19 protein-coding genes are annotated in these 24830 nt (G+C 66.1%); 10 read left to right on the plus strand and 9 right to left on the minus strand.

The window, feature by feature from the left end; all coding sequences use genetic code 11:
• Window positions 1-59: 59 nt before the first annotated feature.
• Complete coding sequence (locus L0976_RS24560; RefSeq protein WP_234189597.1) at window positions 60-551, minus strand: (2Fe-2S)-binding protein; 492 nt, start codon at window positions 549-551, stop codon at window positions 60-62.
• Window positions 552-1008: 457 nt separating this feature from the next.
• On the opposite strand from L0976_RS24560, the gene L0976_RS24565 reads away from it, so the two are divergent.
• The 3 genes from L0976_RS24565 to L0976_RS24575 all read left to right on the plus strand — a co-directional run bounded on the left by L0976_RS24565 (window position 1009) and on the right by L0976_RS24575 (window position 7735).
• Window positions 1009-1275, plus strand: a complete 267-nt coding sequence (locus tag L0976_RS24565; protein ID WP_203316608.1) for a YMGG-like glycine zipper-containing protein — start codon at window positions 1009-1011, stop codon at window positions 1273-1275.
• Between the two features lie 260 nt (window positions 1276-1535).
• Entirely contained in the window at window positions 1536-3458 is a 1923-nt protein-coding gene (locus L0976_RS24570; RefSeq protein WP_234189599.1) for an autotransporter assembly complex family protein, read from the plus strand.
• Between the two features lie 101 nt (window positions 3459-3559).
• Window positions 3560-7735, plus strand: a complete 4176-nt coding sequence (locus tag L0976_RS24575) for a translocation/assembly module TamB domain-containing protein (RefSeq protein WP_234189600.1) — start codon at window positions 3560-3562, stop codon at window positions 7733-7735.
• A gap of 6 nt (window positions 7736-7741) precedes the next feature.
• Here L0976_RS24575 and L0976_RS24580 read toward each other — a convergent pair whose 3' ends face one another.
• A complete protein-coding gene (locus tag L0976_RS24580; protein ID WP_203316605.1) occupies window positions 7742-8182 on the minus strand; it encodes an Lrp/AsnC family transcriptional regulator in 441 nt (146 codons plus the stop codon).
• 136 nt (window positions 8183-8318) lie between these two features.
• On the opposite strand from L0976_RS24580, the gene rocF reads away from it, so the two are divergent.
• The 4 genes from rocF to L0976_RS24600 all read left to right on the plus strand — a co-directional run bounded on the left by rocF (window position 8319) and on the right by L0976_RS24600 (window position 13244).
• Window positions 8319-9257: an arginase gene (gene rocF, locus L0976_RS24585; protein ID WP_203316604.1), complete on the plus strand. Its 939-nt coding sequence runs from the start codon at window positions 8319-8321 to the stop codon at window positions 9255-9257.
• Between the two features lie 15 nt (window positions 9258-9272).
• The gene (gene rocD, locus L0976_RS24590; RefSeq protein WP_203316603.1) at window positions 9273-10478 is read left to right on the plus strand and encodes an ornithine--oxo-acid transaminase; all 1206 of its coding nucleotides are present in this window, start codon (window positions 9273-9275) and stop codon (window positions 10476-10478) included.
• A 145-nt stretch (window positions 10479-10623) separates the two neighbouring features.
• Window positions 10624-11100, plus strand: coding sequence for a chemotaxis protein CheW (locus tag L0976_RS24595; protein WP_203316602.1), 477 nt, complete (start codon window positions 10624-10626; stop codon window positions 11098-11100).
• A gap of 377 nt (window positions 11101-11477) precedes the next feature.
• Complete coding sequence (locus L0976_RS24600) at window positions 11478-13244, plus strand: PAS domain-containing methyl-accepting chemotaxis protein (RefSeq protein WP_234189601.1); 1767 nt, start codon at window positions 11478-11480, stop codon at window positions 13242-13244.
• Window positions 13245-13290: 46 nt separating this feature from the next.
• On the opposite strand, the gene L0976_RS24605 is transcribed toward L0976_RS24600, so the two are convergent.
• The 6 genes from L0976_RS24605 to L0976_RS24630 form a co-directional block, all read right to left on the minus strand.
• A complete protein-coding gene (locus tag L0976_RS24605) occupies window positions 13291-13563 on the minus strand; it encodes a formate dehydrogenase subunit delta (RefSeq protein ID WP_203316600.1) in 273 nt (90 codons plus the stop codon).
• A gap of 9 nt (window positions 13564-13572) precedes the next feature.
• The gene (gene fdhD, locus L0976_RS24610) at window positions 13573-14406 is read right to left on the minus strand and encodes a formate dehydrogenase accessory sulfurtransferase FdhD (RefSeq protein WP_234189602.1); all 834 of its coding nucleotides are present in this window, start codon (window positions 14404-14406) and stop codon (window positions 13573-13575) included.
• 8 nt (window positions 14407-14414) lie between these two features.
• Window positions 14415-17294: a formate dehydrogenase subunit alpha gene (fdhF, locus tag L0976_RS24615; RefSeq protein WP_234189603.1), complete on the minus strand. Its 2880-nt coding sequence runs from the start codon at window positions 17292-17294 to the stop codon at window positions 14415-14417.
• A gap of 4 nt (window positions 17295-17298) precedes the next feature.
• Window positions 17299-18855 (minus strand): NADH-quinone oxidoreductase subunit NuoF, encoded by a 1557-nt coding sequence (locus L0976_RS24620; protein WP_234189604.1) that lies wholly within the window; start codon window positions 18853-18855, stop codon window positions 17299-17301.
• On the minus strand, window positions 18852-19331 hold the full coding sequence (locus L0976_RS24625) for a formate dehydrogenase subunit gamma (RefSeq protein ID WP_203316596.1): 480 nt from the start codon (window positions 19329-19331) through the stop codon (window positions 18852-18854). Before L0976_RS24625 ends, L0976_RS24620 begins: the two co-directional genes overlap by 4 nt.
• 185 nt (window positions 19332-19516) lie before the next feature.
• Window positions 19517-20410: a LysR family transcriptional regulator gene (locus tag L0976_RS24630; RefSeq protein ID WP_203316595.1), complete on the minus strand. Its 894-nt coding sequence runs from the start codon at window positions 20408-20410 to the stop codon at window positions 19517-19519.
• A 102-nt stretch (window positions 20411-20512) separates the two neighbouring features.
• On the opposite strand from L0976_RS24630, the gene L0976_RS24635 reads away from it, so the two are divergent.
• Complete coding sequence (locus L0976_RS24635) at window positions 20513-21508, plus strand: MDR family oxidoreductase (RefSeq protein ID WP_234189605.1); 996 nt, start codon at window positions 20513-20515, stop codon at window positions 21506-21508.
• A gap of 10 nt (window positions 21509-21518) precedes the next feature.
• On the opposite strand, the gene L0976_RS24640 is transcribed toward L0976_RS24635, so the two are convergent.
• Window positions 21519-22289: an SDR family NAD(P)-dependent oxidoreductase gene (locus tag L0976_RS24640; protein WP_234189606.1), complete on the minus strand. Its 771-nt coding sequence runs from the start codon at window positions 22287-22289 to the stop codon at window positions 21519-21521.
• A 136-nt stretch (window positions 22290-22425) separates the two neighbouring features.
• Here L0976_RS24640 and L0976_RS24645 point away from each other — a divergent pair, with 136 nt between their 5' ends.
• Together L0976_RS24645 and glpD are read left to right on the plus strand one after the other, a co-directional pair.
• Window positions 22426-23196, plus strand: coding sequence for a DeoR/GlpR family DNA-binding transcription regulator (locus L0976_RS24645; protein ID WP_203316592.1), 771 nt, complete (start codon window positions 22426-22428; stop codon window positions 23194-23196).
• Window positions 23197-23309: 113 nt separating this feature from the next.
• A complete protein-coding gene (gene glpD, locus L0976_RS24650) occupies window positions 23310-24827 on the plus strand; it encodes a glycerol-3-phosphate dehydrogenase (RefSeq protein WP_234189607.1) in 1518 nt (505 codons plus the stop codon).
• Window positions 24828-24830 lie beyond the last annotated feature (3 nt).

The raw sequence follows: 24830 nt of genomic DNA on the forward strand, positions 1-24830 counted from the left end.
GCGGACAGGGGACGCTGCGAGGGCGGCCGGGCCCTATCGCATTCCCTTTCCGCTCCCCGTTATTCCGCAGCCTGCCGGCCCGCCGCGCCCATGTCCTCGGCGGCGGCGAGAATGGCTTTCACGATGTTGTGGTAGCCGGTGCATCGACAGATATTGCCTTCGAGGTTCTCGCGCACCGTCTTCTCGTCGAGCGCGCCGCCGTAGCGGGCGATCATGTCGACCGCGGTCATCACCATGCCGGGCGTACAGAAACCGCATTGCAGGCCGTGATTGGCCTTGAAGGCGGCCTGCACGGGATGCAGCTCGCCATTGGCGGCAAGGCCCTCGATGGTGAGGATCTCCGAGCCCGCGGCCTGGGCCGCGAGGATGGAACAGCTCTTCACCGCCTTGCCGTCCATATGCACGACGCAGGCCCCGCACTGGGACGTATCGCAGCCGACATGGGTTCCGGTAAGAGCGAGCTGGTCGCGCAGGAAATGCACGAGCAGCGTGCGGTCCTCGCACTCCCTGCTCACCTTCCTGCCGTTGACGGTCATTGCCACTTTCGCCATTCGTTCCTCCCTGGCGGTTCCTGTCCACTGGGGGCGGTCGATCCGACATTCCATGCAGCGGGCGCCATCGCGACGCGGGCCTGGGATCTAACGACGCCAGTATTGTCTTCGCATGCATTCCATCCGGAATGGCAGTTGCGACGGCAATTCCTCCTCCGCCGGCACAACCCCAACAATCATATCATTTGACTTTTTGGCGCGGCGATCAACCGGTACTTTCAGGCGGGCGCGAAATTTCTCGTGAGCGGCGCGCTCGCGAGCGAATCAGGACGAAGCGGAGCGGCCGTTTATTCGCGCTTTGAAAAAATACTTTGCCGCCATGGACTTCCCGCTTCCAGGCTATATTTTTGTCCTCGGACAGACCTGACCGTCCCCGACGGCCCCGGTATGTTGTCGAGTAGAAGGGGATAGGGTGGACCCGGAAAACCGGGCCGCCGTTCAACTTTGGAGAAGGTTCATGAAGAAAATCATTGCGCTCGTCCTGGTCGGTCTGGCCGTCGCCAGTTGCACCCAGACGGAAAAGGGCGCGGGCATCGGCGCCGTCTCCGGCGCCATTATCGGCGGTGCGGCAACCGGCAATGTCCGCGGTGCGGCCGTCGGCGCGGCCATTGGTGGCGTTGCCGGCGCCGTGATCGGCAGCGTCGCCGACCAGCCCGGCCAGTGCTACTATCGCGATCGCTACGGCCGTCGCTACATCGACCGGTGCCCGCGCGACTATTATTGATCGCCAACGGTCAACTCTCGCGAAGCCCCGGAGCAGCCTCCGGGGCTTTTGCGCGCCTGCCGCAGGCATAAAATGCCCGGCGGCGCTTCAAATCTGCCGCGCCTGCGTGTAAAACCGCCGTTAACATTACGGAAAACCTAACGCGTTAGGGTGTTTCTGCCTGAAAGCCCCGGATGACGGGGCACCTGAAGTCTGTGTCGGAAGCTGTCGGCCTGCCGCGCGCACCGCACCTCCAGGAGAAAGGCGACGGATAGCTGCGGATGCGGGATAAAGTGAACCGGCCGGAAAAGAGTTTTGCGTTTCTGAAGGCTGGCACCGCGCTCGCGGTCGCTGCTGTGCTGGCGTGTGGTCCTTTCGCCGCGCAGCCTGCCTCGGCTTTCGAGATCTTCGGCATGAAGTTCTTCGAGAAAGAGGAAGACACGGCGCCCGTCATCGATCCCGTCGAATACTCGCTGACGCTCGACCCGGGCACGGACGATGCCGCCCTCAAGGAGGCGATCGAGAATACGGCCCGCCTCAAGCAGGACGAAGGAAAGCCGGTCTCCGGCGATCTCGGCCTCGTCATCAAGGCCCGCGACGACCGCGACCGCATCCTCGCCGCACTCTACGAGAACGCCCGCTACGGCGGCGTGGTGAACGTCACCGTCAACGGCCAGGATCTCGATTCCCTGCCACCCAACCCGGAATTCAACCGGCGCGGCGCGATTCCCGTGACGATCAGCGTGCAGCCCGGCCCCGTCTTCACCTTCGGCGAGATCGCGTTTTCAGGCGATGCCGAGGGGCGCAATCCGGCCGATTACGACCTCGTGCCCGGCGCGCAGGCCAATTCCACCATCATCCTCAAGGCCGGCGAGAAGATCGTCGTCGATCTCAAGGCGGAGGGGCGGCCGCTCGCAAAGCTCACCGAGCGCAATGCCACGGCGGACCACAAGACGCAGACCGTCGACGTGGTGATCGCGGCGGAGGGCGGGCCCGTCGCGCCGGTCGGCCCGGTCGGCGTCACCGGCACGAAGACGGTCGATCCGGATTTCGTGCAGCGCTATTCGCGCATCAATGCCGGCCAGCCCTATTCGCCGGAAGCGCTGACCAAGGCGGCGGAGCGGCTGCGTGCGCTCGGCGTCTTCTCCAGCGTGACGATCCGCGAGGCGAGTTCGCTCGCGCCGGACGGATCGCTGCCCATGACCATCGAGGTCTCCGAGGGCAAGCACCGCTATTTCGGCGTCGGCGCGCAGTATTCCAATACGGACGGCATCGGCCTCCAGGGTTACTGGGGGCATCGAAACCTCTTCGGCCAGGCCGAATCGCTGCGCATCGAAGGATCGGTCAACCGGATCGGCGAATCGGATATCGGCGATCTCGACTATTCCACGGCCATCCTCTTCTCCAAGCCCGGCGCCTTCGGACCGGCGTCCACGTTCAATGCCAGCCTCAAGGCCTCGATCGTCGATCCCGACGCCTACAAGGCGTTCACCACCACCGCTGCGGCGGGCGTCAGCGTCGAGCTCTCCGACAGGGACACGGTGAGCGCGGGCGGCGAACTCATGTGGAGCAATGTCGAGGACGCCTTCGGCAAGAACAAGTACCTGACGGCCAGCATCCCGATCGAGTATGTGCGCGACACCCGAAACGACAAGCTGAACCCGACGGAAGGCTATCGCTTCCTGATCAATGCCAAGCCGAGCTACGAGACGTATCGCGGCACGTTCTTCTCGAGCTTCGAGGGGGCGATCACCGGCTACCAGGCGTTCGGCGCCGAGGATCGCTTCGTGCTGGCCGGCAAGCTTGCGGGCGGCACGATCATCGGCGGCGACGAGCTTTCCGACATTCCGGCGACACGCCGCTTCTTCCTCGGCGGTGGCGGCACGGTGCGTGGCTACGGCTATCAGGAGATCTCCCCGCGCAACGGCGCGAACCAGCTTCTCGGCGGGCGCTCCTATGTCGCGGCCTCGGCGGAGGTGCGCATCGGCGTCACCGAGACGATCGGCGTAGTGCCCTTCATCGATGCGGGCACGGTCTCGACCGACGAGGTGCCCGATTTCAAGGATATCAGGGCCGGCGCCGGCATCGGCCTGCGCTATGCGACGCCGTTCGGGCCGCTGCGGCTCGACGTGGCGGTGCCGCTGAAGAAATATCCCGGCGGAACCTCCTTCGGGGTCTATGCCGGCATCGGCCAGTCCTTCTGACTGCCGCCTCAATTTTCATCTAGGTTCTTGATCGGCCGCGCGATTGGGATTCTAGACGTTAGGAGCGATTCTGCGCTCCCCGCACGCCAGATGGATGAAGCATGAACAGGCTGTCCCGAATTCTCCGCGCCACGCTCCGCTATGTCGGCTACGGCCTTGCCCTCCTGCTCGTGCTTATCGTCGCGGGCCTGGGCTTTGTCGGCTTTACCGATACGGGCGCGCGCGTTGCCGTATCCTATGCGGAACGGATCGCGGCGGCGAGCGGCCAGGTCATCTCGATCAGCGAGCCCTCGGGCCTGCTCACCGGCCGGCTGCGCGCCGGCACCGTCACGCTTGGCGACGCGGACGGCACCTATGCGGAAATCCGCGACCTTGCCGTCGACTGGTCGCCGCTCCAGCTCCTCTTCTTCAGCTTCGACGCCTCGCGCGTTTCCGCCTCCTCGGTCTCGCTGTTGCGCCTGCCCGTTTCGAAGGCCGATGCGGAGCCGGCCGAGAGCAAGCCTTTCAGCCTGCCGGTGGAAGTGCATGTCGATTCGCTGGCCATTCCCGAGCTCTTCGTGTCGGGCGCCGTCGCCGGGCGCGACCAGCGCATCGTCGTCTCCGGGCGTGGCGATGCCACCGCGGACAGCGTGGCGGTCAAGCTTTCCGCCTCCGAAAAAGCGCGGCCGGATGCGCGGATCGTCGCCGACATCGTCTTCAACCCGGCGGCCAACGAGCTTCGCCTCGAGGCCGATGTCGCCGAGCCCAAGGGCGGCGTGCTGGCGGGGCTGCTCAAGCTGCCCGATGATCCTGCCGTTTCGATCCGCCTGACGGGAGACGGCCCGCTGTCGCAGTGGCGGGGCCGTCTTTCCGCCGCGCTCGACGGCACGGAAATGCTCCATGTCGACGGGCGGCACGATCTTGCGGCAAGCGGCCTGCACACGCTCGCGCTGGAGGGCGGCGGGACGTTCGATGCGCTGATGCCGCCGCAGCTCCGCCCGCTCTTTGCCGGCGAGACCGGCATCGATGTGGTTGCCGCCTTCGACGGCTCGGACATGCTGCGCATCGAAAAGGGCGCGATCTCGACGGGTGCGCTGACGCTCGCCGCCTCGGGCACGGTCAGCGCCAGGGGCGCGAACGACTTCGCGGTGAAGCTTGCCGGCAGGGACGGACCGATCGATTTCCGCTGGCCGCTCGCCGAGGGCGATGCGCGCGTCCTGATCGACGGCGCCGATATTTCGCTGACCGGCGAGGCGAGCGCGGCGGCGCTCGACGTCACGGCGGCGATCGCCTCCGCGGAACTGCCGGCCGGCCGGATCGAGAATATCCGCCTGTCGGCCAGGAGCGGGGCCTTCGACGTGGCGAACCGGTCCGGCCGGGTCGTGGCGACGATCGAGACCGGCGCCACGGCCTTTGCCAATCCCGATGTCGACCGGGCGGTCAAGGGGCCGGCAAAGCTCGTTGCAAGCCTCGACATATCGACGAGCGAAATCGCATTCGATCCGGCAACGCTCGAAAGCGCCAGCATCGGCGGCACCCTGTCCGGCCGCTACGGGCTGGAAAGCCGCGAGGCGGACGTGGCCTTCCGCCTCTTCGCCCTGCCGGCGGTGCTGCCGCCGGCGCTCTCCGGCAAATTCGATACGACGATCGCGATGGAAGGCCGGCTCGGTCTGGCCGGCGACGGCGGGGTCCAGGTCTCCGGCCTTCAGGTCAAGTCCGGCACGCTGGAAACGGCCGGTGACGTCTCGCTCGGCAACGGCAACCTCGACGCCGCGCTGACGGGCAAGGTGCTGAACCTCGGCAAGCTGCTTGCGGATGCGGCGGGCGAAGCCGAATTCGAACTGTCCGCCAAGGGGCCGGTGGAAGGGCTCGACGTTTCGGCCAGGGTCACGTCCAGCGGCGCGACGCTGTCCGGCCGCACGCTCAGCGACCTCGTCGTCACGGCGAAGGGCAAGGCCGTGGCCGACAGCCCCTCCGGCGAGCTGACGGCGACCGGTGCGCTCGGCGGACAGGCGATCAACGTGCGCTCCACCATCACCTCGGAGGGCGGGCGCATTTCCGTGCCGGTTCTGGAGGCCGAGATCGGTGCGAACACGCTGAAGGGATCGCTGGCGCTTGCGCCGAACTTCATGCCCGACGGGACGATCCGCTTCGATTTCCCGGATCTCGGCCTGCTCGCGGCGATGGCCGGCCAGCAGGCGGCCGGCGACCTTGCGGGCCAGGTGGAGATCGCGACCGGCAACGGCAAGACCTCCGCGACGGTGCAGGCCTCGGGCTCGGCGATCCGGTACGATGCCGTCAGCATCGCCAAGCCTGCGGTCGATCTTGCCATCACCGACCTTTCGACCGCCGCCGTCACCGGCACGGTCCGTGCCGAGCGCATCACCTCGGGCGAGAACCGCGTGGAAGCGTTGAAGCTGGACTTCTCGCGGGAAGGGCAGGCGACGAATTTCGACCTCACCGGCCGCCTCGACGGCGCGCCGCTCGTAACGAAGGGCAAGGTCCTGCAGCGCGGTGATGGCGGGCTCGATGTCGCCCTGCAGTCCTTCGAGGCCGCGCCGCGCCGCATCGCGCTGAAACTCGCCAAGCCCGCGACGATCGGCGTCGCCAATGGCGTCGCGACGCTGGACGGGCTGACCATCCAGGCAGGGCGCGGCTCCGTCGCCGTTTCGGGCAAGGCGGGCGAGACGCTCGACCTGTCGCTCCGCCTCGATGCGTTGCCGGCCGCGCTCGTCAACAACTTTGCTGCCGGGCTCGACGCGGACGGTACGATCGCCGGTACGGTGACCGTGAAGGGCAAGGCGACGGCCCCGGTCGTCAATTATGCGCTGGACTGGAAGGGCGCGGTGACAAGCCAGACCCGTGGCGCCGGCATCGGCGGGCTCGACATCAATGCCAAGGGTGAATTCGCCAACAACCAGGTGCGGCTCGATACCGTGCTTTCCGGCGCGGGCGGCCTGTCCTTCCGCGGCGGCGGCACGGTCGGGATCGGCGGGGCGACGCCGCTCGGCCTGAAGTTCAACGGCAAGGTTCCGTTCGGCCTGCTGCAGGGCCAGCTCTCCGGACAGGGTTTCGTGCTGACCGGCAACGCCGATGTCGATGTCTCCATCGGCGGCACGGCCGCCGCGCCTTCCGTCACCGGCAGCATCACCGCGGGCGGTGCGCGCCTTGTCGACGTGCGCCGCAACCTTGCCGTCGAGAACCTCGCTATCCGCGTCACCATGAACGGCCGGCAGGCGGTGATCGAGACCGTTTCCGGCAAGTTGGCGAGCGGCGGGCAGCTTTCCGCGAGCGGCACGGTGGGCATCGATCCGGCGAGCGGCTTCCCCGTCGACGTGGCGATCAAGCTCGGTGACATCACCTATGTCGACGGCACGCTGGTGACCGCCAACGTCACCGGCGACCTGACGCTGAAGGGGCCGGTCGCGGCGCTGGCGCTCGGGGGCAAGGTGCACATCAACAAGGCGAACATCACCATCCCGCAGAAGCTGCCGGCGTCGCTTTCGGAAATCGACATCAAGCACCGCAACGCGCCGGCCGCCGTCAGGCGCATGACGGCCGACGTACAGCGCGAGCAGGGCGCCAGCGGCGCCGCGCGCGGCATCGCGCTGGATCTCACCATCGAATCGCCCGGCCAGCTTTTCGTGCGCGGCCGTGGCATCAACGCGGAAATGGGCGGCAACCTGACGGTCACCGGCACTTCCCTGGCGCCGGTCGTTTCCGGCGGCTTCGAGCTGAAGCGCGGCCGCATGGAAATCCTGGCGCGCCGCCTCGAATTCACCAGCGCGCATATCGGCTTTGCCGGCGGCCTCGTGCCGACCGTCGATCTTGTCGCCTCCAGTTCGGCCGGCACGACGGAAATCACCGTCACGGTTGCGGGTCTTGCCAGCAATCCGACGGTGACCTTCGCCTCCTCACCCTCGCTGCCGCAGGACGAAATCCTCTCCCAGCTCATCTTCAACCGCTCCATGTCGAACCTTTCGGCCGTGCAGATCGCGCAGCTCGCCGCCGCTGCCAGCCAGCTTGCCGGCGGCAACTCCACGGGCCTGCTCGACAGCCTTCGCAGCAAGCTCGGCGTCGACGACCTCGACATCACCACGGATGCGGAGGGCCGTGCGGCGGTCTCGGCCGGCAAGTACCTGAACGATCGGACCTACCTGGAGCTGAAGCAGGATCCGGAGACGAACGGCGCCAAGGCGGTGATCAACCTCGACGTCGGGCGCGGCCTGAAGCTGCGCGGCGAGGCCGGCAGCGCCGGCAATGCCGGCGCGGGCATCTTCTACGAGAAGGAATATTGAGGCCGCTCAGGCCAGGGCGTTCTTCGTCGTCTTCAGCAGGATGTTCGTCTCGGTGACGGTGATGCCGTCGATGAGGCGGATGCGATGCAGCGTCTCGTCGAATGTGCCGAGGTCGCGGTCCTCCAGTTCCGCAATGAAATCCCAGCGACCGTTGGTGGAATGAAGTGCGCGCACCTGCGGCAGGCCGCGCAATTGTGCGGCGACGCGGTCGGCCATCTTGCCGTGCACCTCGATCATCACGATGGCGCGCACGCCGCTTCCCGTCAGTTCCGCGCCGGTCCTGATCGTGAAGGCGGCGATGGTGCCGGAGGACACCAGGCGCTCGATCCGGGCCGCGACCGTGGCCCGCGAAGCGCCCGTCATCGCGGCCAATGACGAGACGGGGGTGCGGGCATTGTGGCGCAGCGCGCTGATCAGGGCGTGGTCGAGATCGTCAAGGCTTACCATTGTGTCGATCGATGCTTTTCAAAATGCTGAAATCGTCCGACTATTTGTCAGTTTTTCCTCTTTTTGCCAACAGTGCGAACGGCAATAATCGCCCGAAGCCGGGGTGAACCGGCGCTCACGCTGCCGCGGGGAAGACATGGCTGAACGGAACAACACGCATATCGCGCTCATCGGCGCGCCTCTGGAAGAAGGCTCCGGCCGCCGCGGCGCGGCGATGGGACCGACGGCGCTGCGCATAGCAGGCGTCGATACGACACTGGCGGAACTCGGTCACACGGTGACGGACGAGGGCGATCTTCATCCGCTGCCGGCGCGGGACCTGCCGAACCATGCGAAGGCGAACAACCTGCAGGTCGTCGCCGCCTTCACGCGAGCGCTCGATACCGCCGTCTACGATGCGGCGCGCAGCGGAAAGTTCCCCCTCGTGCTCGGCGGCGACCATGCGCTTTCCATGGGGTCCGTCTCCGGCATGGCGCGTCATGCGGCCGACGAGGGCCGCCCGCTCTTCGTGCTCTGGCTCGATGCCCATGCGGACTTCAATTCGCCGGCGACCTCGCCGTCGGGCAACATGCATGGCATGCCGGTCGCCTTCTTCTGCGGCGAGGCCGAGTTCGCGCCGATCCTCGAAACCGGCCGCCCCTTCGTCGATCCGAAGAACGTGTTCCAGGTCGGCATCCGCTCCGTCGATGCGCGCGAGCGCGAGGAAATCGCCGAGCATGGCGTCAACGTCTACGACATGCGCGCGGTCGACGAGATCGGCATGGCGCATATCATGCACGACATCATCGCCCGGATCAAAGCGGCGAACGGCCTGCTGCATGTCAGCCTCGACGTCGATTTCCTCGATCCGGAGATCGCGCCCGGGGTCGGCACGACGGTGCCGGGCGGCGCGACCTTCCGCGAGGCCCACCTCATCATGGAGATGCTGTGCGACAGTGGCCTCGTCTCCTCGCTCGACGTCGTCGAGCTGAACCCGTTCCTCGACGACCGCGGCAAGAGCGCCCGCATCCTCGTCGAACTGACCGCAAGCCTTTTCGGGCGCCGCATTCTCGACCGGCCGACCCGTAGCGCCTGAACCCTGGAGGACCCCATGACGCCGTCGACCGCAAGCCTGATCGAAACCGAATACCGCCTCGGCGCCCACAACTACAAGCCGCTCGACGTGGTGCTGTCGCGCGGCGAGGGGGTGCATGTCTGGGATATCGACGGCAACCGCTATCTCGACTGCCTCTCGGCCTATTCGGCGGTCAACCAGGGGCATTGCCATCCGAAGATCCTCGCGGCGATGATCGAGCAGGCTCAGAAGCTCACGCTCACATCGCGCGCCTTCCGCAACGACCAGCTCGCGCATTTCTACGAGGAGATCGCCGCGCTGACCGGCTCGCACAAGGTGCTGCCGATGAATTCCGGCGCGGAAGCCGTCGAGACGGCGGTGAAGGCCGTGCGCAAGTGGGGCTACGAGGTGAAGGGCGTGCCGGAGGGCCGCGCGGAGATCATCGTCTGCTCCAACAACTTCCATGGCCGCACCATCGGCATCGTCGGCTTCTCGACGGACCCGGACGCGCGCATCGGCTTCGGCCCCTTCGCGCCGGGCTTCCGCCACGTTCCGTTCGGGGATATCGACGCCTTCCGCGAGGCGATCAACGAGAACACCGTGGCCTTCCTCATCGAGCCGATCCAGGGCGAGGCGGGCGTGCTGATCCCGCCGGCCGGCTATCTGCCGGCCGTGCGCGAACTGTGCACGAAGCACGGCATCACGCTGATCCTCGACGAGATCCAGACGGGACTCGGCCGCACCGGCAAGCTTCTGGCCGAGGAGCACGAGGGCATCGAGGCGGATGTGACGCTGGTCGGCAAGGCGCTTTCCGGCGGCTTCTATCCGGTCTCGGCCGTGCTTTCGAACAGCGAGGTGCTCGGCGTGCTGAAGCCCGGCCAGCACGGCTCGACCTTCGGCGGCAATCCGCTCGCCTGCGCGATCGCGCGGGCCGCGCTGAAGGCGCTGGTCGAGGAGGACATGATCGGCAATTCCGAGCGCATGGGCGAGCGCTTCCAGGCGGGCCTGAAGAATATCCGCTCCAACATCATCAAGGACGTGCGCGGCCGCGGCCTGATGCTGGCCGTCGAACTCGATCCCGCTGCCGGCGGCGCACGGAAATACTGCGAGGCGCTGAAGGAGCGCGGCATCCTCGCCAAGGACACGCATGGCGATACGATCCGCATCGCCCCGCCGCTCGTCATCACCGGCGACCAGGTGGACTGGGCGCTGGAACAGTTCGAGGCCGTGCTGCGCACCTGACGGTCTCCCTGCATTCCAGGACGAAGGCCCTGCGGAAGCGTGGGGCCTTTTTCGTTTCGTGCGACAATTCCCCGGATGTTTGAAAGATTTTAACCAGGGCATGCATAGGATCACGCCGATACGCAGACAAACTGGGAAGATCCCGATGACCTCAATCAAGACGACCGGCTTTGCCGGCGATACGCTCGAAATCATCGCATTCCGCCTGCACGAGCAGGAATTCTGCGTGAAGACGACGACGATCCGCGAAATCCGCGGCTGGGCGCCGTCCACGCCGATCCCGCATTCTCCGCCCGACGTCATCGGCGTGATGAACCTGCGCGGCACGGTGATCCCGATCATCGACCTTGCCCACAAGCTCGGCATGAAGAGCACCGAAGCCAACGAGCGCAGCGCCATCGTGGTCGCCGAAGTGCACAGCATGGTCGTCGGCCTCGTCGTCGACCGGGTTTCCGATATCCTCACCATCCGCAGCGAGCAGGTCCAGCCCGTGCCGGAAGTGACGACCTCCTTCGACAAGGCCTATGCCGAGGGCATCATCGCCCACGAGAACGGCATGATCTGCTTCCTCAACCTGGCGCGCATGTTCAAGGAGCGCGACATGGACGATATCGCCGCCTGACCGGCTGATAGCATCGATCGAACGTGAGACCGCCGCGCGAAAGCGCGGCGGTTTTTTGTTGTTCGCCATTCAGTACAACCTAAGAGATAGTTTTGCGAGGGCCGGGATATAACCCGCTGGGCTCCGAAGCTCTCGAAAAGCGCCGTCCGCAACAGAGACCAAATCTTGGTGTGTACTTTTTATCAATTGTTAAGCTCGTTTCTCCATCTTTGATTGTAGAGGCATATATCGAGCGCGGAATGGTTTTGCCCGCAAAGATTGAATTCGTGCACTCTAATCCATGGCCCGCCTGCGCGGTCCATGTCCGGACGCAACAATCGGCGAGGGCCACGCCGGCAACATCGGAGCATCGTGGCGATCGCATGGAGGGACAGGTCATGCTTTCATTTGCAAAGTCCATGGATGCAGCCCATATCGTCGACGCGCTGTCGCGCTCGCAGGCGGTGATCCATTTCGATCTCAACGGCACCATCCTGACTGCCAACGAAAACTTCTGCCGGGCGCTGGGCTATGAGCTGACGGAAATCGTCGGAAAACACCACCGCATGTTCTGCGAGGCCTCCTATACCACGAGCGAGGAATACCGGCAGTTCTGGGCGCGGCTGGCAAGCGGCCACTACGATGCGGACAGCTACAAGCGCCTGCGCAAGGACGGCGGCGAGATCTGGATCCAGGCGACATACAATCCGGTCTTTCGCCGCGGCAAGCCCTACAAGGTCGTCAAGGTCGCCAGCGACATCACCGAGGCGAAGATGCGGGCGGCGGAGGATGCGAGCAAGCTCGATGCGCTGTCGCGGTCGCAGGCGGTGATCGAGTTCACGCCGACCGGCGAGATCCTCCACGCCAACGAGAATTTCTGCGCCGCGCTCGGCTACGATCTCGCCGAGATCCGCGGCAGGCATCACCGCATGTTCTGCGATCCCGCCTATGTGCAGACCCCGGCCTATGCGCAGTTCTGGAAGAGCCTTGCGGAAGGGAACTTCATCTCCAACGAATTCGTGCGCTACGGCAAGGGCGGCAAGGAGGTCTGGATCCAGGCCGCCTATAATCCGATCCGCGATCTCAACGGCCGGGTCTACAAGGTCGTGAAGCTCGCGACGGACGTCACGGAGCGCATGTCGGCGATCAATGCGCTCGGTGCGGGGTTGAAGGCGCTGTCGGAAGGAGACCTCACGCAAAACCTCTCCACGCCCTTCGTTCCCTCCATGGAGATGGTGCGCCGGGACTTCAACGAGGCGGTGGCCGGGCTCAACGAGGCGATGCGGACCGTCGAGGCCAATGCCAATGCGATTGCCTCCGGTGCACAGGAAATCCGCTCCGCGGCGGACGACCTTGCCCGCCGGACCGAGCAGCAGGCAGCCTCCGTCGAGGAGACCGCGGCCGCGCTCGACGAGATCACCACGACGGTCGGCGATTCGAGCCGGCGGGCGGACGAGGCGGGCACGCTCGTCTCCAGGACGCGGGCGGGCGCGGAAAACTCCGGGGCGGTCGTCCGGAAGGCGATCGACGCCATGGGGCAGATCGAGCAATCCTCCCGCGAGATCTCCAGCATCATCGGCGTCATCGACGACATCGCCTTCCAGACCAACCTTCTCGCGCTCAATGCCGGCGTGGAGGCCGCCCGAGCGGGCGAAGCGGGCAAGGGCTTCGCGGTGGTCGCGCAGGAGGTGCGCGAGCTCGCCCAGCGTTCGGCTAGCGCGGCCAAGGACATCAAGACGCTGATCACCGCCTCCGGCGTGCAGGTGAAGAACGGCGTGGCGCTCGTCGACGAGACCGGGCAGGCACTGCAGGAAATCCTGGCGCAGGTACAGGAGGTCCATGTCAACGTCACCGCCATCGTGGAGGCGTCGCGCGAGCAGTCGGCCGGTCTTCGCGAGATCAACCAGGCGGTCAACGCGATGGACCAGGCGACGCAGCAGAACGCGGCGATGGTGGAGGAGAGCACGGCGGCAAGCCATGCCATGGCCCGCGAGGCCGATGCGCTGCACGCCCTCATCCGCAGGTTCCGCCTTGCCGGGAGCGGGCAGGCCATGCAGCGCATGCCGTCCCCCGCGCCTGTCGCGCAGCTCCATGCCGTCGCGCGCACCATGCGGGCCGCAGCAGGGTCTGCAGCGCCCGCGGCGGAAAGGTGGGAGGAGTTCTGAGCGGGTTGTTCCGCGAAGGTGGCCGGCAGCGATGCCGGCCGCGGTCTCAGGGTGCCGCCGATGCGCCGCCGGCAAGGCCCGCCGGGGCGTCCGCCTGCGGGGCGGGACGATGGATCAGCGGGATCGCCTGGAGGACCAGGCCGTCGAGGCCTTCGCCGCCATGGTTGTCGACGAGATCGAAGAGCTGCCTGCGCATGCGCGGCTCCCAGAACTTGTTGATGTGGGTGGCGATGCCGTCCGGGCCTTCGCTTGCCGGCTGGGAGTGAAAGAAGATGGCGATCTGGTTCGCCATCCTGATGATCTTGTTGCCGTCCGACATGCCTGTCTCCTAACCGCTGCCCAGCCGGCGCCCGGCGTCGGACACGACGCGCTCAGCCCCGGTGAAGATTTCGAATTCGTCGCCGCGCACGAGCGCGATCAGCGTCATGCCGGCCTCTTGCGCCGCGCGGATGGCGAGTGCCGTCGGCGCGGAAATGGCAATGACGAAGGGGCTGCCGATGATGGCGGTCTTCTGCACCATTTCCACCGAGACGCGGCTCGTCACGACCACCGCGCCCGCGGCGCCGGCATGGCCCGCCCGCCGGGCCGCGCCGACGAGCTTGTCGAGCGCATTGTGCCGGCCGACATCCTCGCGCACGGCGACAAGGCCCTTGCCCGGCACGTAGAAGCCGGCGCCGTGCACGGCGCGCGTCGTCATGTGCAGCGGTTGCTGGCCGTTCAGCAGGCGCACCGCCTCGACCACCTCGTCCTCGCTCAAAGTCAGCGATGACGAACGCACCGAGGGCGTCACGCGCACGGCTTCATCGATGGATTCGATGCCGCAGAGGCCGCAGCCGACGGGACCTGCCATGTGCCGGCGGCGGGCGGTCAGCGCGGCGCTCTGCGCATCGGCAAGGCCGATTTGCAGATCGATGCCCTTGTCCTCCGCGACGATTTCAACGGCTTCGATCTCGGACGGGTCGGTGATGATGCCTTCCGTCAAGCTGAAACCGACCGCGAAATCCTCAAGGTCGGCGGGTGTCGCCATCATCACCGCATGGGTCGAGCCGGCATAGGAGAAGGCGACCGGCGTTTCCTCCGGCACGAAGCGCTCGCCGTGCGAAAGCCGCCCGTTTCGTCGGGCGGCTTCCGTGACCTTGATCGTGGTGGAAAAGTCGGGCACGCGCGATCCTATTCTGCCGCCTCCAGCTTGCCGGCGATGCGGCGCGAGCGGCGGGAAAGCTCGTCATACTCGACTTGCCAGTCGGAGGGACCGTTGGAGGGCGAGATCTGCACCGCCGTCACCTTGTATTCCGGGCAGTTCGTCGCCCAGTCGGAGAAGTCGGTGGTGATGACGTTCGCCTGGGTCAGCGGATGATGGAAGGTCGTGTAGACGACGCCCGGCGCGACGCGGTCCGTGATGAGGGCGCGCAGCGTCGTCTCCCCGGCGCGGCTTGCAAGGCGCACCCAGTCGCCGTCGCGGATGCCGCGGTTCTCCGCGTCGTGCGGATGGATCTCCAGCCGGTCCTCCTCGTGCCAGACGACGTTCTCGGTGCGCCGCGTCTGCGCGCCGACATTGTACTGGCTGAGGATGCGGCCGGTGGTGAGCAGCAGCGGGAAGCGCGGGCCGGTCTTCTCGTCGGTCGCGACATATTCCGTGCGGATGAACTTGCCCTTGCCGCGCACGAAGCCGTCGGTGTGCATGATCGGCGAGCCGAGCGGATGCTTCTCGTTGCAGGGCCACTGCACCGAGCCGACCTTGTCCAGGTAATCGTAGGAAACGAGGGCGAAGCTCGGCGTCGTGGCGGCGATCTCGTCCATGATCTCGGAGGGATGGGTGTAGTTCCAGGCAAGGCCCATTGCCTTTGCGAGGTTCTGGGTGACCTCCCAGTCGGCATAGCCGTTCTTCGGCGTCATGACGCGGCGCACGCGGTTGATGCGGCGCTCGGCATTGGTGAAGGTGCCGTCCTTTTCGAGGAAGGTCGAGCCCGGCAGGAAGACATGGGCGTAGTTCGCCGTCTCGTTGAGGAAGAGGTCCTGCACGACGACGCATTCCATGGCGGCAAGGCCGGCCGAGACGTGCTTCGTATCCGGGTCGGACTGGAGGATGTCCTCGCCCTGGATATAGAGGCCCTTGAACGTGCCCTCGACGGCGGCGTCCAGCATGTTGGGAATGCGCAGGCCCGGCTCGTTGTTGAGCTTCACACCCCACATCTTCTCGAAGACGTCGCGGGTGGCGTCGTCGGAGATGTGGCGGTAGCCCGGCAGTTCGTGCGGGAAGGAACCCATGTCGCACGAGCCCTGCACGTTGTTCTGGCCGCGCAGCGGGTTCACGCCGACGCCCTCGCGGCCGATATTGCCGGTCGCCATGGCGAGGTTGGCGATGGCCATGACGGTGGTCGAGCCCTGGCTGTGCTCGGTGACGCCGAGGCCGTAGTAGATCGAGCCGTTGCCGCCGGTGGCGAAGAGCCGGGCGGCGCCACGCAGCGTTTCGGCCGGCACGCCGGTCAGCGCCTCGGTTTCTTCCGGGCTGTGGCGCGGTTCGGCGACGAAGGCGGCCCAGTCCTCGAATTCCGACCAGTCGCAGCGCTCGCGGATGAAGGCCTCGTCATAGAGTCCCTCCGTGACGATGACATGGGCGAGCGCGGTGACGACGGCGACGTTCGTGCCGGGCCGCAGCGGAAGATGGTAGGACGCCTTGATGTGCGGCGAGGAGACGAGATCGATGCGGCGCGGATCGATGACGATGAGCTTGGCACCCTGGCGCAGGCGCTTCTTGAGGCGCGAGGCGAAGACCGGGTGGCCGTCCGTCGGGTTGGCGCCGATGACGATGACGACGTCGGTGAACTCGACGCTGTCGAAATTCTGCGTGCCGGCCGAGGTGCCGAAGGCCTGGCCGAGGCCGTAGCCGGTCGGCGAATGGCAGACGCGGGCGCAGGTATCCACGTTGTTGTTGCCGAAACCGGCGCGGATCAGCTTCTGGACGAGGAAGGTCTCCTCGTTGGTGCAGCGCGAGGAGGTGATGCCGCCGATGGAATCGCGGCCGTACTGGTACTGGATGCGACGGAATTCGGAGGCGACATGGGCATAGGCCTCCTCCCACGTCACTTCGCGCCAGGGATCGGAGATCTTCTCGCGGATCATCGGGTTGAGGATGCGGTCGCGGTGGGTCGAATAGCCGTAGGCGAAGCGGCCCTTGACGCAGGAATGGCCGCGATTGGCCTGCCCGTCCTTCCACGGCACCATGCGCACCAGTTCCTCGCCGCGCATCTCCGCCTTGAAGGAGCAGCCGACGCCGCAATAGGCGCAGGTGGTGACGACGGAATGCTCCGGCTGGCCGATTTCGATGACCGACTTTTCCGTCAGCGTCGCCGTCGGGCAGGCCTGTACGCAGGCGCCGCAGGAGACACATTCGGAATCGAGGAAATGCTCGTGCATGCCGGGCGAGACGCGGCTGTCGAAGCCGCGACCCTCGATCGTCAGGGCAAAGGTGCCCTGCACTTCCTCGCAGGCGCGCACGCAGCGCGAGCAGACGATGCACTTGGAGGGGTCGTAGGTGAAATAGGGGTTCGATTCGTCCTTCGGCATCCAGCGGGCGTTTGCCTCGCCGTTGCTGCGCGCCTTGACGTGGTTTTCGCCCTCGTAGCCGTAGCGCACGTCGCGCAGGCCCACGGCGCCGGCCATGTCCTGCAGCTCGCAATCGCCGTTTGCCGCGCAGGTGAGGCAGTCGAGCGGGTGGTCGGAGATGTAGAGCTCCATCACGCCCTTGCGGATCTGCTTGAGACGGCTCGTCTGGGTGTGGACGACGAGGCCCGGCGCGACGGGCGTGGTGCAGGAGGCGGGCGTGCCGTTGCGGCCCTCGACCTCGACGAGGCAGAGGCGACAGGAGCCGAAGGCGTCGACCATGTCGGTGGCGCAGAGCTTCGGCACCTGGATGCCGGCCTCCATGGAGGCGCGCATGATGGAGGTGCCCTCGGGAACGGTGATCTCGTTGCCGTCGATGGTGAGCGTCACCATCTTTTCCGCGCGGGAAGCGGGGGTGCCGAAGTCGATTTCAGGAACGAGGGGCATGGGATCACTCCGCTGCTTCGGCGATGGGCGCCGGCGAAAAGTCTTCGGGGAAATGCGTCATCGCGCTCATGACCGGATAGGGCGTGAAGCCGCCGAGCGCGCAGAGCGAGCCGAACTTCATCGTGTTGCAGAGATCGGCCAGCAGTTCGCGGTTTTTCTCCGGCTCGATGCCGCGCGCGATGTTGTCGGCCGTCTCGACGCCGCGCGTCGAGCCGATGCGGCAGGGCGTGCACTTGCCGCAGCTTTCGATGGCGCAGAATTCCATGGCGAAGCGCGCCTGCTTCAGCATGTCGACCGTGTCGTCGAAGACGGTGATGCCGGCATGGCCGATGAGGCCGTCTTTCGCCGCGAAGGCCTCGTAGTCGAAAGGCGTGTCGAAGAGTGCGCGGGGGAAATAGGCGCCGAGCGGGCCGCCGACCTGCACGGCGCGGACCGGGCGGCCGGACGCCGTGCCGCCGCCGATGTCGTCGACGATCTCGCCGAGCGTCAGGCCGAAGGCGGTCTCGTAGAGGCCGCCCTGCCTGACGTTGCCGGCGATCTGGATCGGGATCGTGCCGCGCGAGCGGCCCATGCCGAAGTCGCGGTAGAATTCGGCGCCGCGATCCATGATGATCGGCACGGAGGCGAGCGAGATGACGTTGTTGACGACGGTCGGCCTACCGAGGAAGCCCTGCAGCGCCGGCAGCGGCGGCTTGGCGCGCACGATGCCGCGCTTGCCTTCCAGGCTGTTGAGAAGGGCGGTCTCCTCGCCGCAGACATAGGCGCCCGCGCCGGCCCGCACCTCCATGTCGAAGGCCTTGCCGGAGCCCAGCACCGACGGGCCGAGGATGCCGGCCCTGCGGGCGATCTCCACGGCGGCGTTCATCGTCTCGATGGCGTGCGGATATTCGGAGCGGGTGTAGATGAAGCCCTTCGTCGCGCCCGTAGCGAGACCGGCGATCGCCATGCCCTCGATCAGCACGAAGGGGTCGCCCTCCATGATCATGCGGTCGGCGAAGGTGCCGCTGTCGCCCTCGTCGGCATTGCAGACGATGTATTTCTGCGCGCCGGGGGCGTCGAGCACGGTCTTCCACTTGATGCCGGTCGGAAAGCCTGCGCCGCCGCGTCCGCGCAGACCCGAATCGGTCACCTGCCTGACGATCTCGGCGGGCTCCATCGCAACGGCCCGCTCAAGGCCCTTCATGCCCTGGTAATGCCGGTAGTCCTCGAGCGAGAGCGGGTCGGTGACGCCGCAGCGGGCGAAGGTCAGCCGCGTCTGGCGGGCGAGGAACGGGATTTCCTTCGTCCGCCCGAGACAGAGCGGATGGCCGCCGCCCTGCAGGAACCCCGCATCGAAAAGCGAGGCGACGTCGGAGGGCCTCACCGGGCCGTAGGCGATGCGGCCCTGTTCGGTGCGCACCTCGACGAGCGGCTCCAGCCAGTGCATGCCGCGCGAGCCGTTGCGCACGATGCGCGCGTCGATGCCACGGGTCTCGATCTCGCGGGCAATGGCAGCGGCGACACGGTCGGCGCCCAGCGCCAGGGCGGCAGCGTCACGCGGGACGAAGAGGGTGATGGTCATCGGCGTGCCTCCGCGACAAGGTCTTTTGCAAGGTCCGCGTCGAGCCTGCCGTGCACCTCGCCGTCGAGCATGGCGGCGGGCGCGCAGGAACAGAGCCCGAGGCAATAGACGGGCTCCAGCGTCACCGCGCCGTCCATCGTCGTCTGGTGGAAATCGATGCCGAGCAGCGCCTTGATGCGCTCGGCGATGGCGTCGCCTCCCATGGACTGGCAGGCTTCGGCGCGACAGAGCTTCAGGACATGCCGGCCCGTCGGGTGGTTGCGATAGTCATGGTAGAAGGTGACGACGCCGTGCACCTCGGCGCGCGAGAGGTTCAGCTCGCGCGCGATGACCGGCAGGCTCTCCTGCGGCACATAGCCGAACTCGGCCTGGATTTCGTGCAGGATGGGAAGAAGCGGCCCTTCCAGGCCCCTCAACGCGCCGACGATTGCCAGCGTTCTTTCTCCGACATCGCTGCCGGCGACGTGCACATTCATGATCAGGCCTCCCAACCGACACGAACGAACCACTGCGAAGAAAACCGGGTTCGATGCGCCGATGCCGTTGAAACTGTTCGGCGAAAACCGGAACCCAGTCGATCTTCGCGGACTATTCTAACAGCTTCTCAGTCATGACACGACGGGTCAATAAAGCTGTCCCGTTGGTCAATAGAAAATTCCTATCAGCCCATGCCCGTTTCGGCAAGGATGCGCGCCTCGTGCAGGAGGGCGGAGACGAGCGGGGTGAACGGCTCGCGGTGGGTGGCGACGAGGCCGACGGTGTGGTTCGGGTTGGGCTCGGCAAGGGAAACTATACTTATTTCGTCATGAAATCCGAAGGATTTGGCGACATTTCGCGGCATGATGCTGCACCAGCGCCCGGTGCGCACATGGGAGAGCAGCACGATCATCGAGTTCGATTCCAGCGACGGCTCGACCGAAATGCCCGCCTCGGCGAAGTGGCGGTTGATGATGCGGCGGTTCTGCATGTCGGCGGTCAATAGGCAAAGCCTAACGCTACCGGCTTCCTGCCAGGTCACGCTTTCGCGATCCGAAAACGGGCCGCCCTTTGCCGTGATGAGGCAATAATGCTCCTGCAGCAGCGGCACGCTGGTGACGCGGCCGAGCGGCTCGTTTTCGAGATAGGTGAGGCCGGCGTCGATCTCGAGATTTTCGAGCAGGCCGAGGATCCGGATCGACGTGGTGGACACGATGGAGAAGGTGACGTCCGGGTGCTTTTCCTGAAACGGCGCGGTGATGCGCGGCACCATGGCGAGCGTCGTCGGAATGGCGGCGAGCCGGATGTGGCCGGAAAGGCCCTTGCGCGCCGCGCGCATCTCCTCGCGCATGGTGCGCGTGTCGCCGACGATGCGGCGGGCCCATTCCAGCACGCGCTGGCCTTCCGGCGTCAGGCCCTGGAAGCGCGAGCCGCGCACGACGAGCATCACGCCGAGCTGGCCCTCCAACTGCCGGATGGCCGCCGACAGCGTCGGCTGGGAAATGCCGAGTTCCTCGGCCGCGCGGGCGAAGTGCTTCTCGCGGGCGAGTGCAATGAAATATTCGAGCTTGTCTATCATCGGGAACCGCGCCTCCACGCTCTTGATACAAAAGAACAGTGGCGGCACCAATGCCCCGCGCCCTATATCTGTGACGGCAAAGGGATCCACGAGGAGGACGCCATGACGTTTCAGGCATTGCTGGTCGAAAAGGGCGGGGATGGCGCAGTATCCGCCGCGATCCGCGAGCTCGACGATTCGAGGCTTCCCGAGGGGGACGTCACCGTCGCGGTCGAATATTCGACGCTCAACTACAAGGACGGGCTCTGCATCAACGGCAAGGGCGGGCTGGTGCGCAGCTTCCCGCATGTGCCGGGCGTCGATTTCGCCGGCACCGTCGAGGCGTCCGACGACCCGCGCTACCGGCCCGGCGACCGGGTGGTGCTGACGGGCTGGCGGGTCGGCGAGATCTGGTGGGGCGGCTATGCGACGCGCGCGAAGGTGAAGGCCGACTGGCTGGTGCCGCTGCCGTCGGAGGTCTCGACGCGGCAGGCCATGGCGATCGGCACGGCGGGGCTCACCTCCATGCTCTCCATTGTCGCGCTGGAAAAGGCCGGACTTTCGCCGTTGAAGGGCGAGGTCCTGGTGACGGGGGCTGCCGGCGGCGTCGGCTCGGTCGCCGTCGCGCTCCTGGCCCGGCTCGGCTATTCGGTCGCCGCCGTGACCGGCCGGCCGGAGACGGCGGACTATCTGAAGGAACTCGGCGCCGAGACGATCATCGACCGTGCGGAACTCGCCGAGGCGAACAGCCGGCCGCTCGAATCCGAGCGCTGGGCCGGCGCCATCGACGCGGTCGGCGGAGAGATGCTGGCGCGGGTGCTAAAGCAGATGAAATATGACGGTGCCGTCGCCTCCGTCGGTCTTGCCGGCGGGGCCGCCGTACCGTCCTTCACGGTCATTCCGTTCCTGCTGCGCGGCGTCAGCCTGCTCGGCATCGATTCGGTAATGCGGCCTTATGACCAGCGCGTCGATGCCTGGAACCGCATCGCCTCGGACCTGCCGATGGACAAGCTGGAGGCCATGATCGTGGAGCACCGCCTGTCCGACCTGCCGGACCTCGCGAACAGGATTCTCGACGGCAAGGTGAAAGGACGCGTCGTCATCGACGTGAACGCCTGAGCGCGGCCGGTCAGCAGATGAGCTGGCCGCCGTTCACCTCCAGCACCTGGCCGGTGACGTAGCCCGAGAGCGCATTCGAGGCGAGGAAGAGATAGGCGGGCGCGCAGTCCTCCGCCGTCCCGAGCCGTTGCAGCGGAATGGTCTTGCGCGTCGCCTCCAGCTTTTCGGCGGAGGAATAGCGCGAATGGAAATCGGTGGTGATCGTGCCGGGCGAGACGCAGTTGACGCGGATGCCGTCCGGGGCGAGTTCGCGGGCAAGGCCCTTGGAATAGGTCGAGACGAAGGCCTTGGTGGCGGAATAGATCGCCGAGCCGGGGCTGCCGCCGGTCAGCGCCGAAATCGACACCGTGTTGACGATGGCGGCGTGCGGCGCGCGGCGGAGCGAGCGCAGCAGGCCGCGCGTCACCTCGACGACGGAGGTCTGGTTGAGGCGCACAACGGTCTCGTACTCCTCGTCGGTGAGGTCGGCGGCCGGAAACCGGCCGACCATGGTGCCGGCATTGTTGATCAGCACGTCGACATGCGGGAAGAGGCTGTCCGCCCGTTGCAGCAGCGCGCCGACGCCGCCTTCGACGAGGAAATCCGAATAGACGACATGGGCGCGGGCCTCGGCGACGGCGTTTTCGAGAAATTCGGGAAGCGGATCGTGGGCGGCCCTGCCACCGTGCAGCAGCACATGGGCGCCGCAATCGAGGAACTGGCGGGCGATCTCAAGCCCGATGCCGCGTCCCGCGCCGGTCACGACGACATTCTCGCCCTTGAACAAGGCTGGATGAAACATGTGTCTTCCTCCCCGGTCACCTGCCGTCCGCGCAGTATCACAAAAAGACGCGCCCACTCCAAGAAGGCAGGATGATCAATTGATGTGCTTTCGTTTTTGCATATTATGAAAGCAAACGAAAGCAGTGGAGGAGCCGATGTTTCTGACAGGTCGCCAGGCGGAGATCGTCGATCTCGCCAAGGCCGAGGGCCGCGTGCTCGTGGAGGACCTTGCGGCGCGGTTCTCCGTGACGCCCCAGACCATCCGCAAGGACCTCAACGATCTCTGCGACAACAAGGTGCTGACGCGCATCCATGGCGGCGCGCTGTTCCCGAGCGGCAACGAGAATGTCAAATACGAGGCCCGCCGCTCCATCGCCGCGCCGGAAAAGCAGGCGATCGGCCGCGCCGCCGCGGGCATGATCCCCGACAATTCCTCGCTCTTCATCAATATCGGCACGACGACGGAGGCCGTCGGCGAGGCGCTGCTGGATCACAGGGAGCTGATGGTCATCACCAACAACATCAACGTGGCCAACCGATTGCGCGTCTATCCCTCGATCGAGGTCGTCATTGCCGGCGGTGTCGTGCGCGGCGCGGACGGCGGCATCGTTGGGGAGGCGGCGGTCGATTTCATCCGCCAGTTCAAGGTGGACTATGCGGTGATCGGCGTCTCGGCCATCGACGAGGACGGCGCGCTGCTCGATTTCGACTACCGCGAGGTGAAGGTCGCGCAGGCGATCATCGCCAATGCGCGTCACGTCATCCTGGTTTCGGATTCCACCAAATTCGAAAGGACCGCGCCGGTGCGCATCGGACATCTCTCGCAGGTCCATACTTTCATCACGGACCGCTGTCCTTCCGAGGGCATTCGCAGCATTTGCCAGGAGCATGACGTGCGTCTGGTCGAGACGGCGGTGCAGGCCTGACGGGAGAGGCGGCATTTCTTCTCGCATTCGTTTGACATTCGGAATGTTTTCGTTTTAACTTTCCATGCTTTCGCAACTGCGCAAATTTGTGCGATGCGAAATGGGAGGGGAACTTGGACGGCGACGTGATCCGCGATATTTTCGTCATCGGCGGCGGCATCAATGGCTGCGGCATCGCGCGTGACGCGGCGGGCCGGGGCTATTCGGTCGTGCTGGCCGAGATGGAGGACTTCGCGTCGGGCACGTCTTCCGCCTCCACCAAGCTCATACACGGCGGCCTGCGCTATCTGGAGCATTACGAATTCCGCCTCGTGCGCGAGGCGCTGATGGAGCGCGAAGTGCTCTGGGCCATGGCGCCGCATGTCATCTGGCCGATGCGCTTCGTGCTGCCGTTCCAGAAGGGCGGCCTGCGCCCGGCCTGGCTCATCCGCCTCGGCCTCTTCCTCTATGACTATATCGGTGGCCGCAAGCTGCTGCCGGCGACCGATACGCTCGACCTTGCGAAGGATCCGGCAGGCAGGCCACTGAAGACGTTTTTCCGCAAGGCCTTCGAATATTCCGACGGCTGGGTGGACGATGCGCGCCTCGTGGTACTGAACGCGCGCGACGCGGCCGACCGCGGCGCGGATATCCGCACCGGCACCAAGGTCGTTACCGCCCGGCGCCAGAACGGCCACTGGAACGTCGAGACGGAGAATGTCGCGACGGGCGACCGCGAGACGGTCCGCGCCCGCATGCTGGTCAACGCCGCCGGGCCCTGGGTGGACAAGGTCCTCTCCTCGGCCTTCGGCCGCAACGATGTACACAATGTCCGCCTCGTGCAGGGCAGCCATATCGTCGTGAAGAAGAAATTCTCCGATCCACGCGCCTACTTCTTCCAGAACCCGGACGGGCGTATCATGTTCGCCATTCCCTACCAGGAAGAGTTCACGCTGATCGGCACGACCGACCGCGACTACCAGGGCGATCCGCGCGATGCGCGCATCAGCGACGCGGAAATCGACTATCTGTGCGCCTCGGCGAGCGAATACTTCGCCGATCCGGTGAAGCGCGAGGACATCGTCTGGACCTATTCCGGCGTGCGCCCGCTCTTCGACGACGGCGCCAGCAAGGCGCAGGAAGCCACGCGCGACTACGTGCTGAAGGTCGAGGGCGGCGACGGGCAGGCCCCGCTGCTCAACATCTTCGGCGGCAAGCTCACCACCTACCGGCGTCTTGCCGAATCGGCGCTGGAGAAGATCGGCGATGCGATCGGCGCGAAGGGAGACTGCTGGACCGCGCAATCCCGCCTGCCGGGCGGCGATTTTGCGGTCGACGGCTTCGATGCCGAGGTGAAGGGACTTTTCGCGCAATTTCCCTTTCTCGCGCCCGCCCATGTCCGCCGGCTCATACGCCTCTACGGCACGCAGGCGAAGGCGATGTTGGAGGGGGCGAAGACGGTGGACGATCTCGGCCGGCATTTCGGCAGCGATCTCTACGAGCGTGAGGTGCGCTGGCTGATGAAGGAAGAATGGGCCCGGCACGCCGAGGACGTGCTGTGGCGGCGGACCAAACGAGGATTGCATCTGACGGCCGCGGAAGCGGTCGCGCTGGAAGACTACATGGCGGCTGCAAGGGCGGCGCCCCACTAGCAC

This window comes from Shinella sp. NM-101 (genome assembly GCF_021401195.1).
Taxonomy (GTDB): Bacteria; Pseudomonadota; Alphaproteobacteria; order Rhizobiales; family Rhizobiaceae; genus Shinella.

Coding starts and splice junctions, on each gene's coding strand:
- L0976_RS24560 (WP_234189597.1), bottom strand. CDS start 551: ATGGCGAAAGTGGCAATGACCGTCAACGGCAGGAAGGTGAGCAGGGAG.
- L0976_RS24565 (WP_203316608.1), top strand. CDS start 1,009: ATGAAGAAAATCATTGCGCTCGTCCTGGTCGGTCTGGCCGTCGCCAGT.
- L0976_RS24570 (WP_234189599.1), top strand. CDS start 1,536: ATGCGGGATAAAGTGAACCGGCCGGAAAAGAGTTTTGCGTTTCTGAAG.
- L0976_RS24575 (WP_234189600.1), top strand. CDS start 3,560: ATGAACAGGCTGTCCCGAATTCTCCGCGCCACGCTCCGCTATGTCGGC.
- L0976_RS24580 (WP_203316605.1), bottom strand. CDS start 8,182: ATGGTAAGCCTTGACGATCTCGACCACGCCCTGATCAGCGCGCTGCGC.
- rocF (WP_203316604.1), top strand. CDS start 8,319: ATGGCTGAACGGAACAACACGCATATCGCGCTCATCGGCGCGCCTCTG.
- rocD (WP_203316603.1), top strand. CDS start 9,273: ATGACGCCGTCGACCGCAAGCCTGATCGAAACCGAATACCGCCTCGGC.
- L0976_RS24595 (WP_203316602.1), top strand. CDS start 10,624: ATGACCTCAATCAAGACGACCGGCTTTGCCGGCGATACGCTCGAAATC.
- L0976_RS24600 (WP_234189601.1), top strand. CDS start 11,478: ATGCTTTCATTTGCAAAGTCCATGGATGCAGCCCATATCGTCGACGCG.
- L0976_RS24605 (WP_203316600.1), bottom strand. CDS start 13,563: ATGTCGGACGGCAACAAGATCATCAGGATGGCGAACCAGATCGCCATC.
- fdhF (WP_234189603.1), bottom strand. CDS start 17,294: ATGCCCCTCGTTCCTGAAATCGACTTCGGCACCCCCGCTTCCCGCGCG.
- L0976_RS24620 (WP_234189604.1), bottom strand. CDS start 18,855: ATGACCATCACCCTCTTCGTCCCGCGTGACGCTGCCGCCCTGGCGCTG.
- L0976_RS24625 (WP_203316596.1), bottom strand. CDS start 19,331: ATGAATGTGCACGTCGCCGGCAGCGATGTCGGAGAAAGAACGCTGGCA.
- L0976_RS24630 (WP_203316595.1), bottom strand. CDS start 20,410: ATGATAGACAAGCTCGAATATTTCATTGCACTCGCCCGCGAGAAGCAC.
- L0976_RS24635 (WP_234189605.1), top strand. CDS start 20,513: ATGACGTTTCAGGCATTGCTGGTCGAAAAGGGCGGGGATGGCGCAGTA.
- L0976_RS24640 (WP_234189606.1), bottom strand. CDS start 22,289: ATGTTTCATCCAGCCTTGTTCAAGGGCGAGAATGTCGTCGTGACCGGC.
- L0976_RS24645 (WP_203316592.1), top strand. CDS start 22,426: ATGTTTCTGACAGGTCGCCAGGCGGAGATCGTCGATCTCGCCAAGGCC.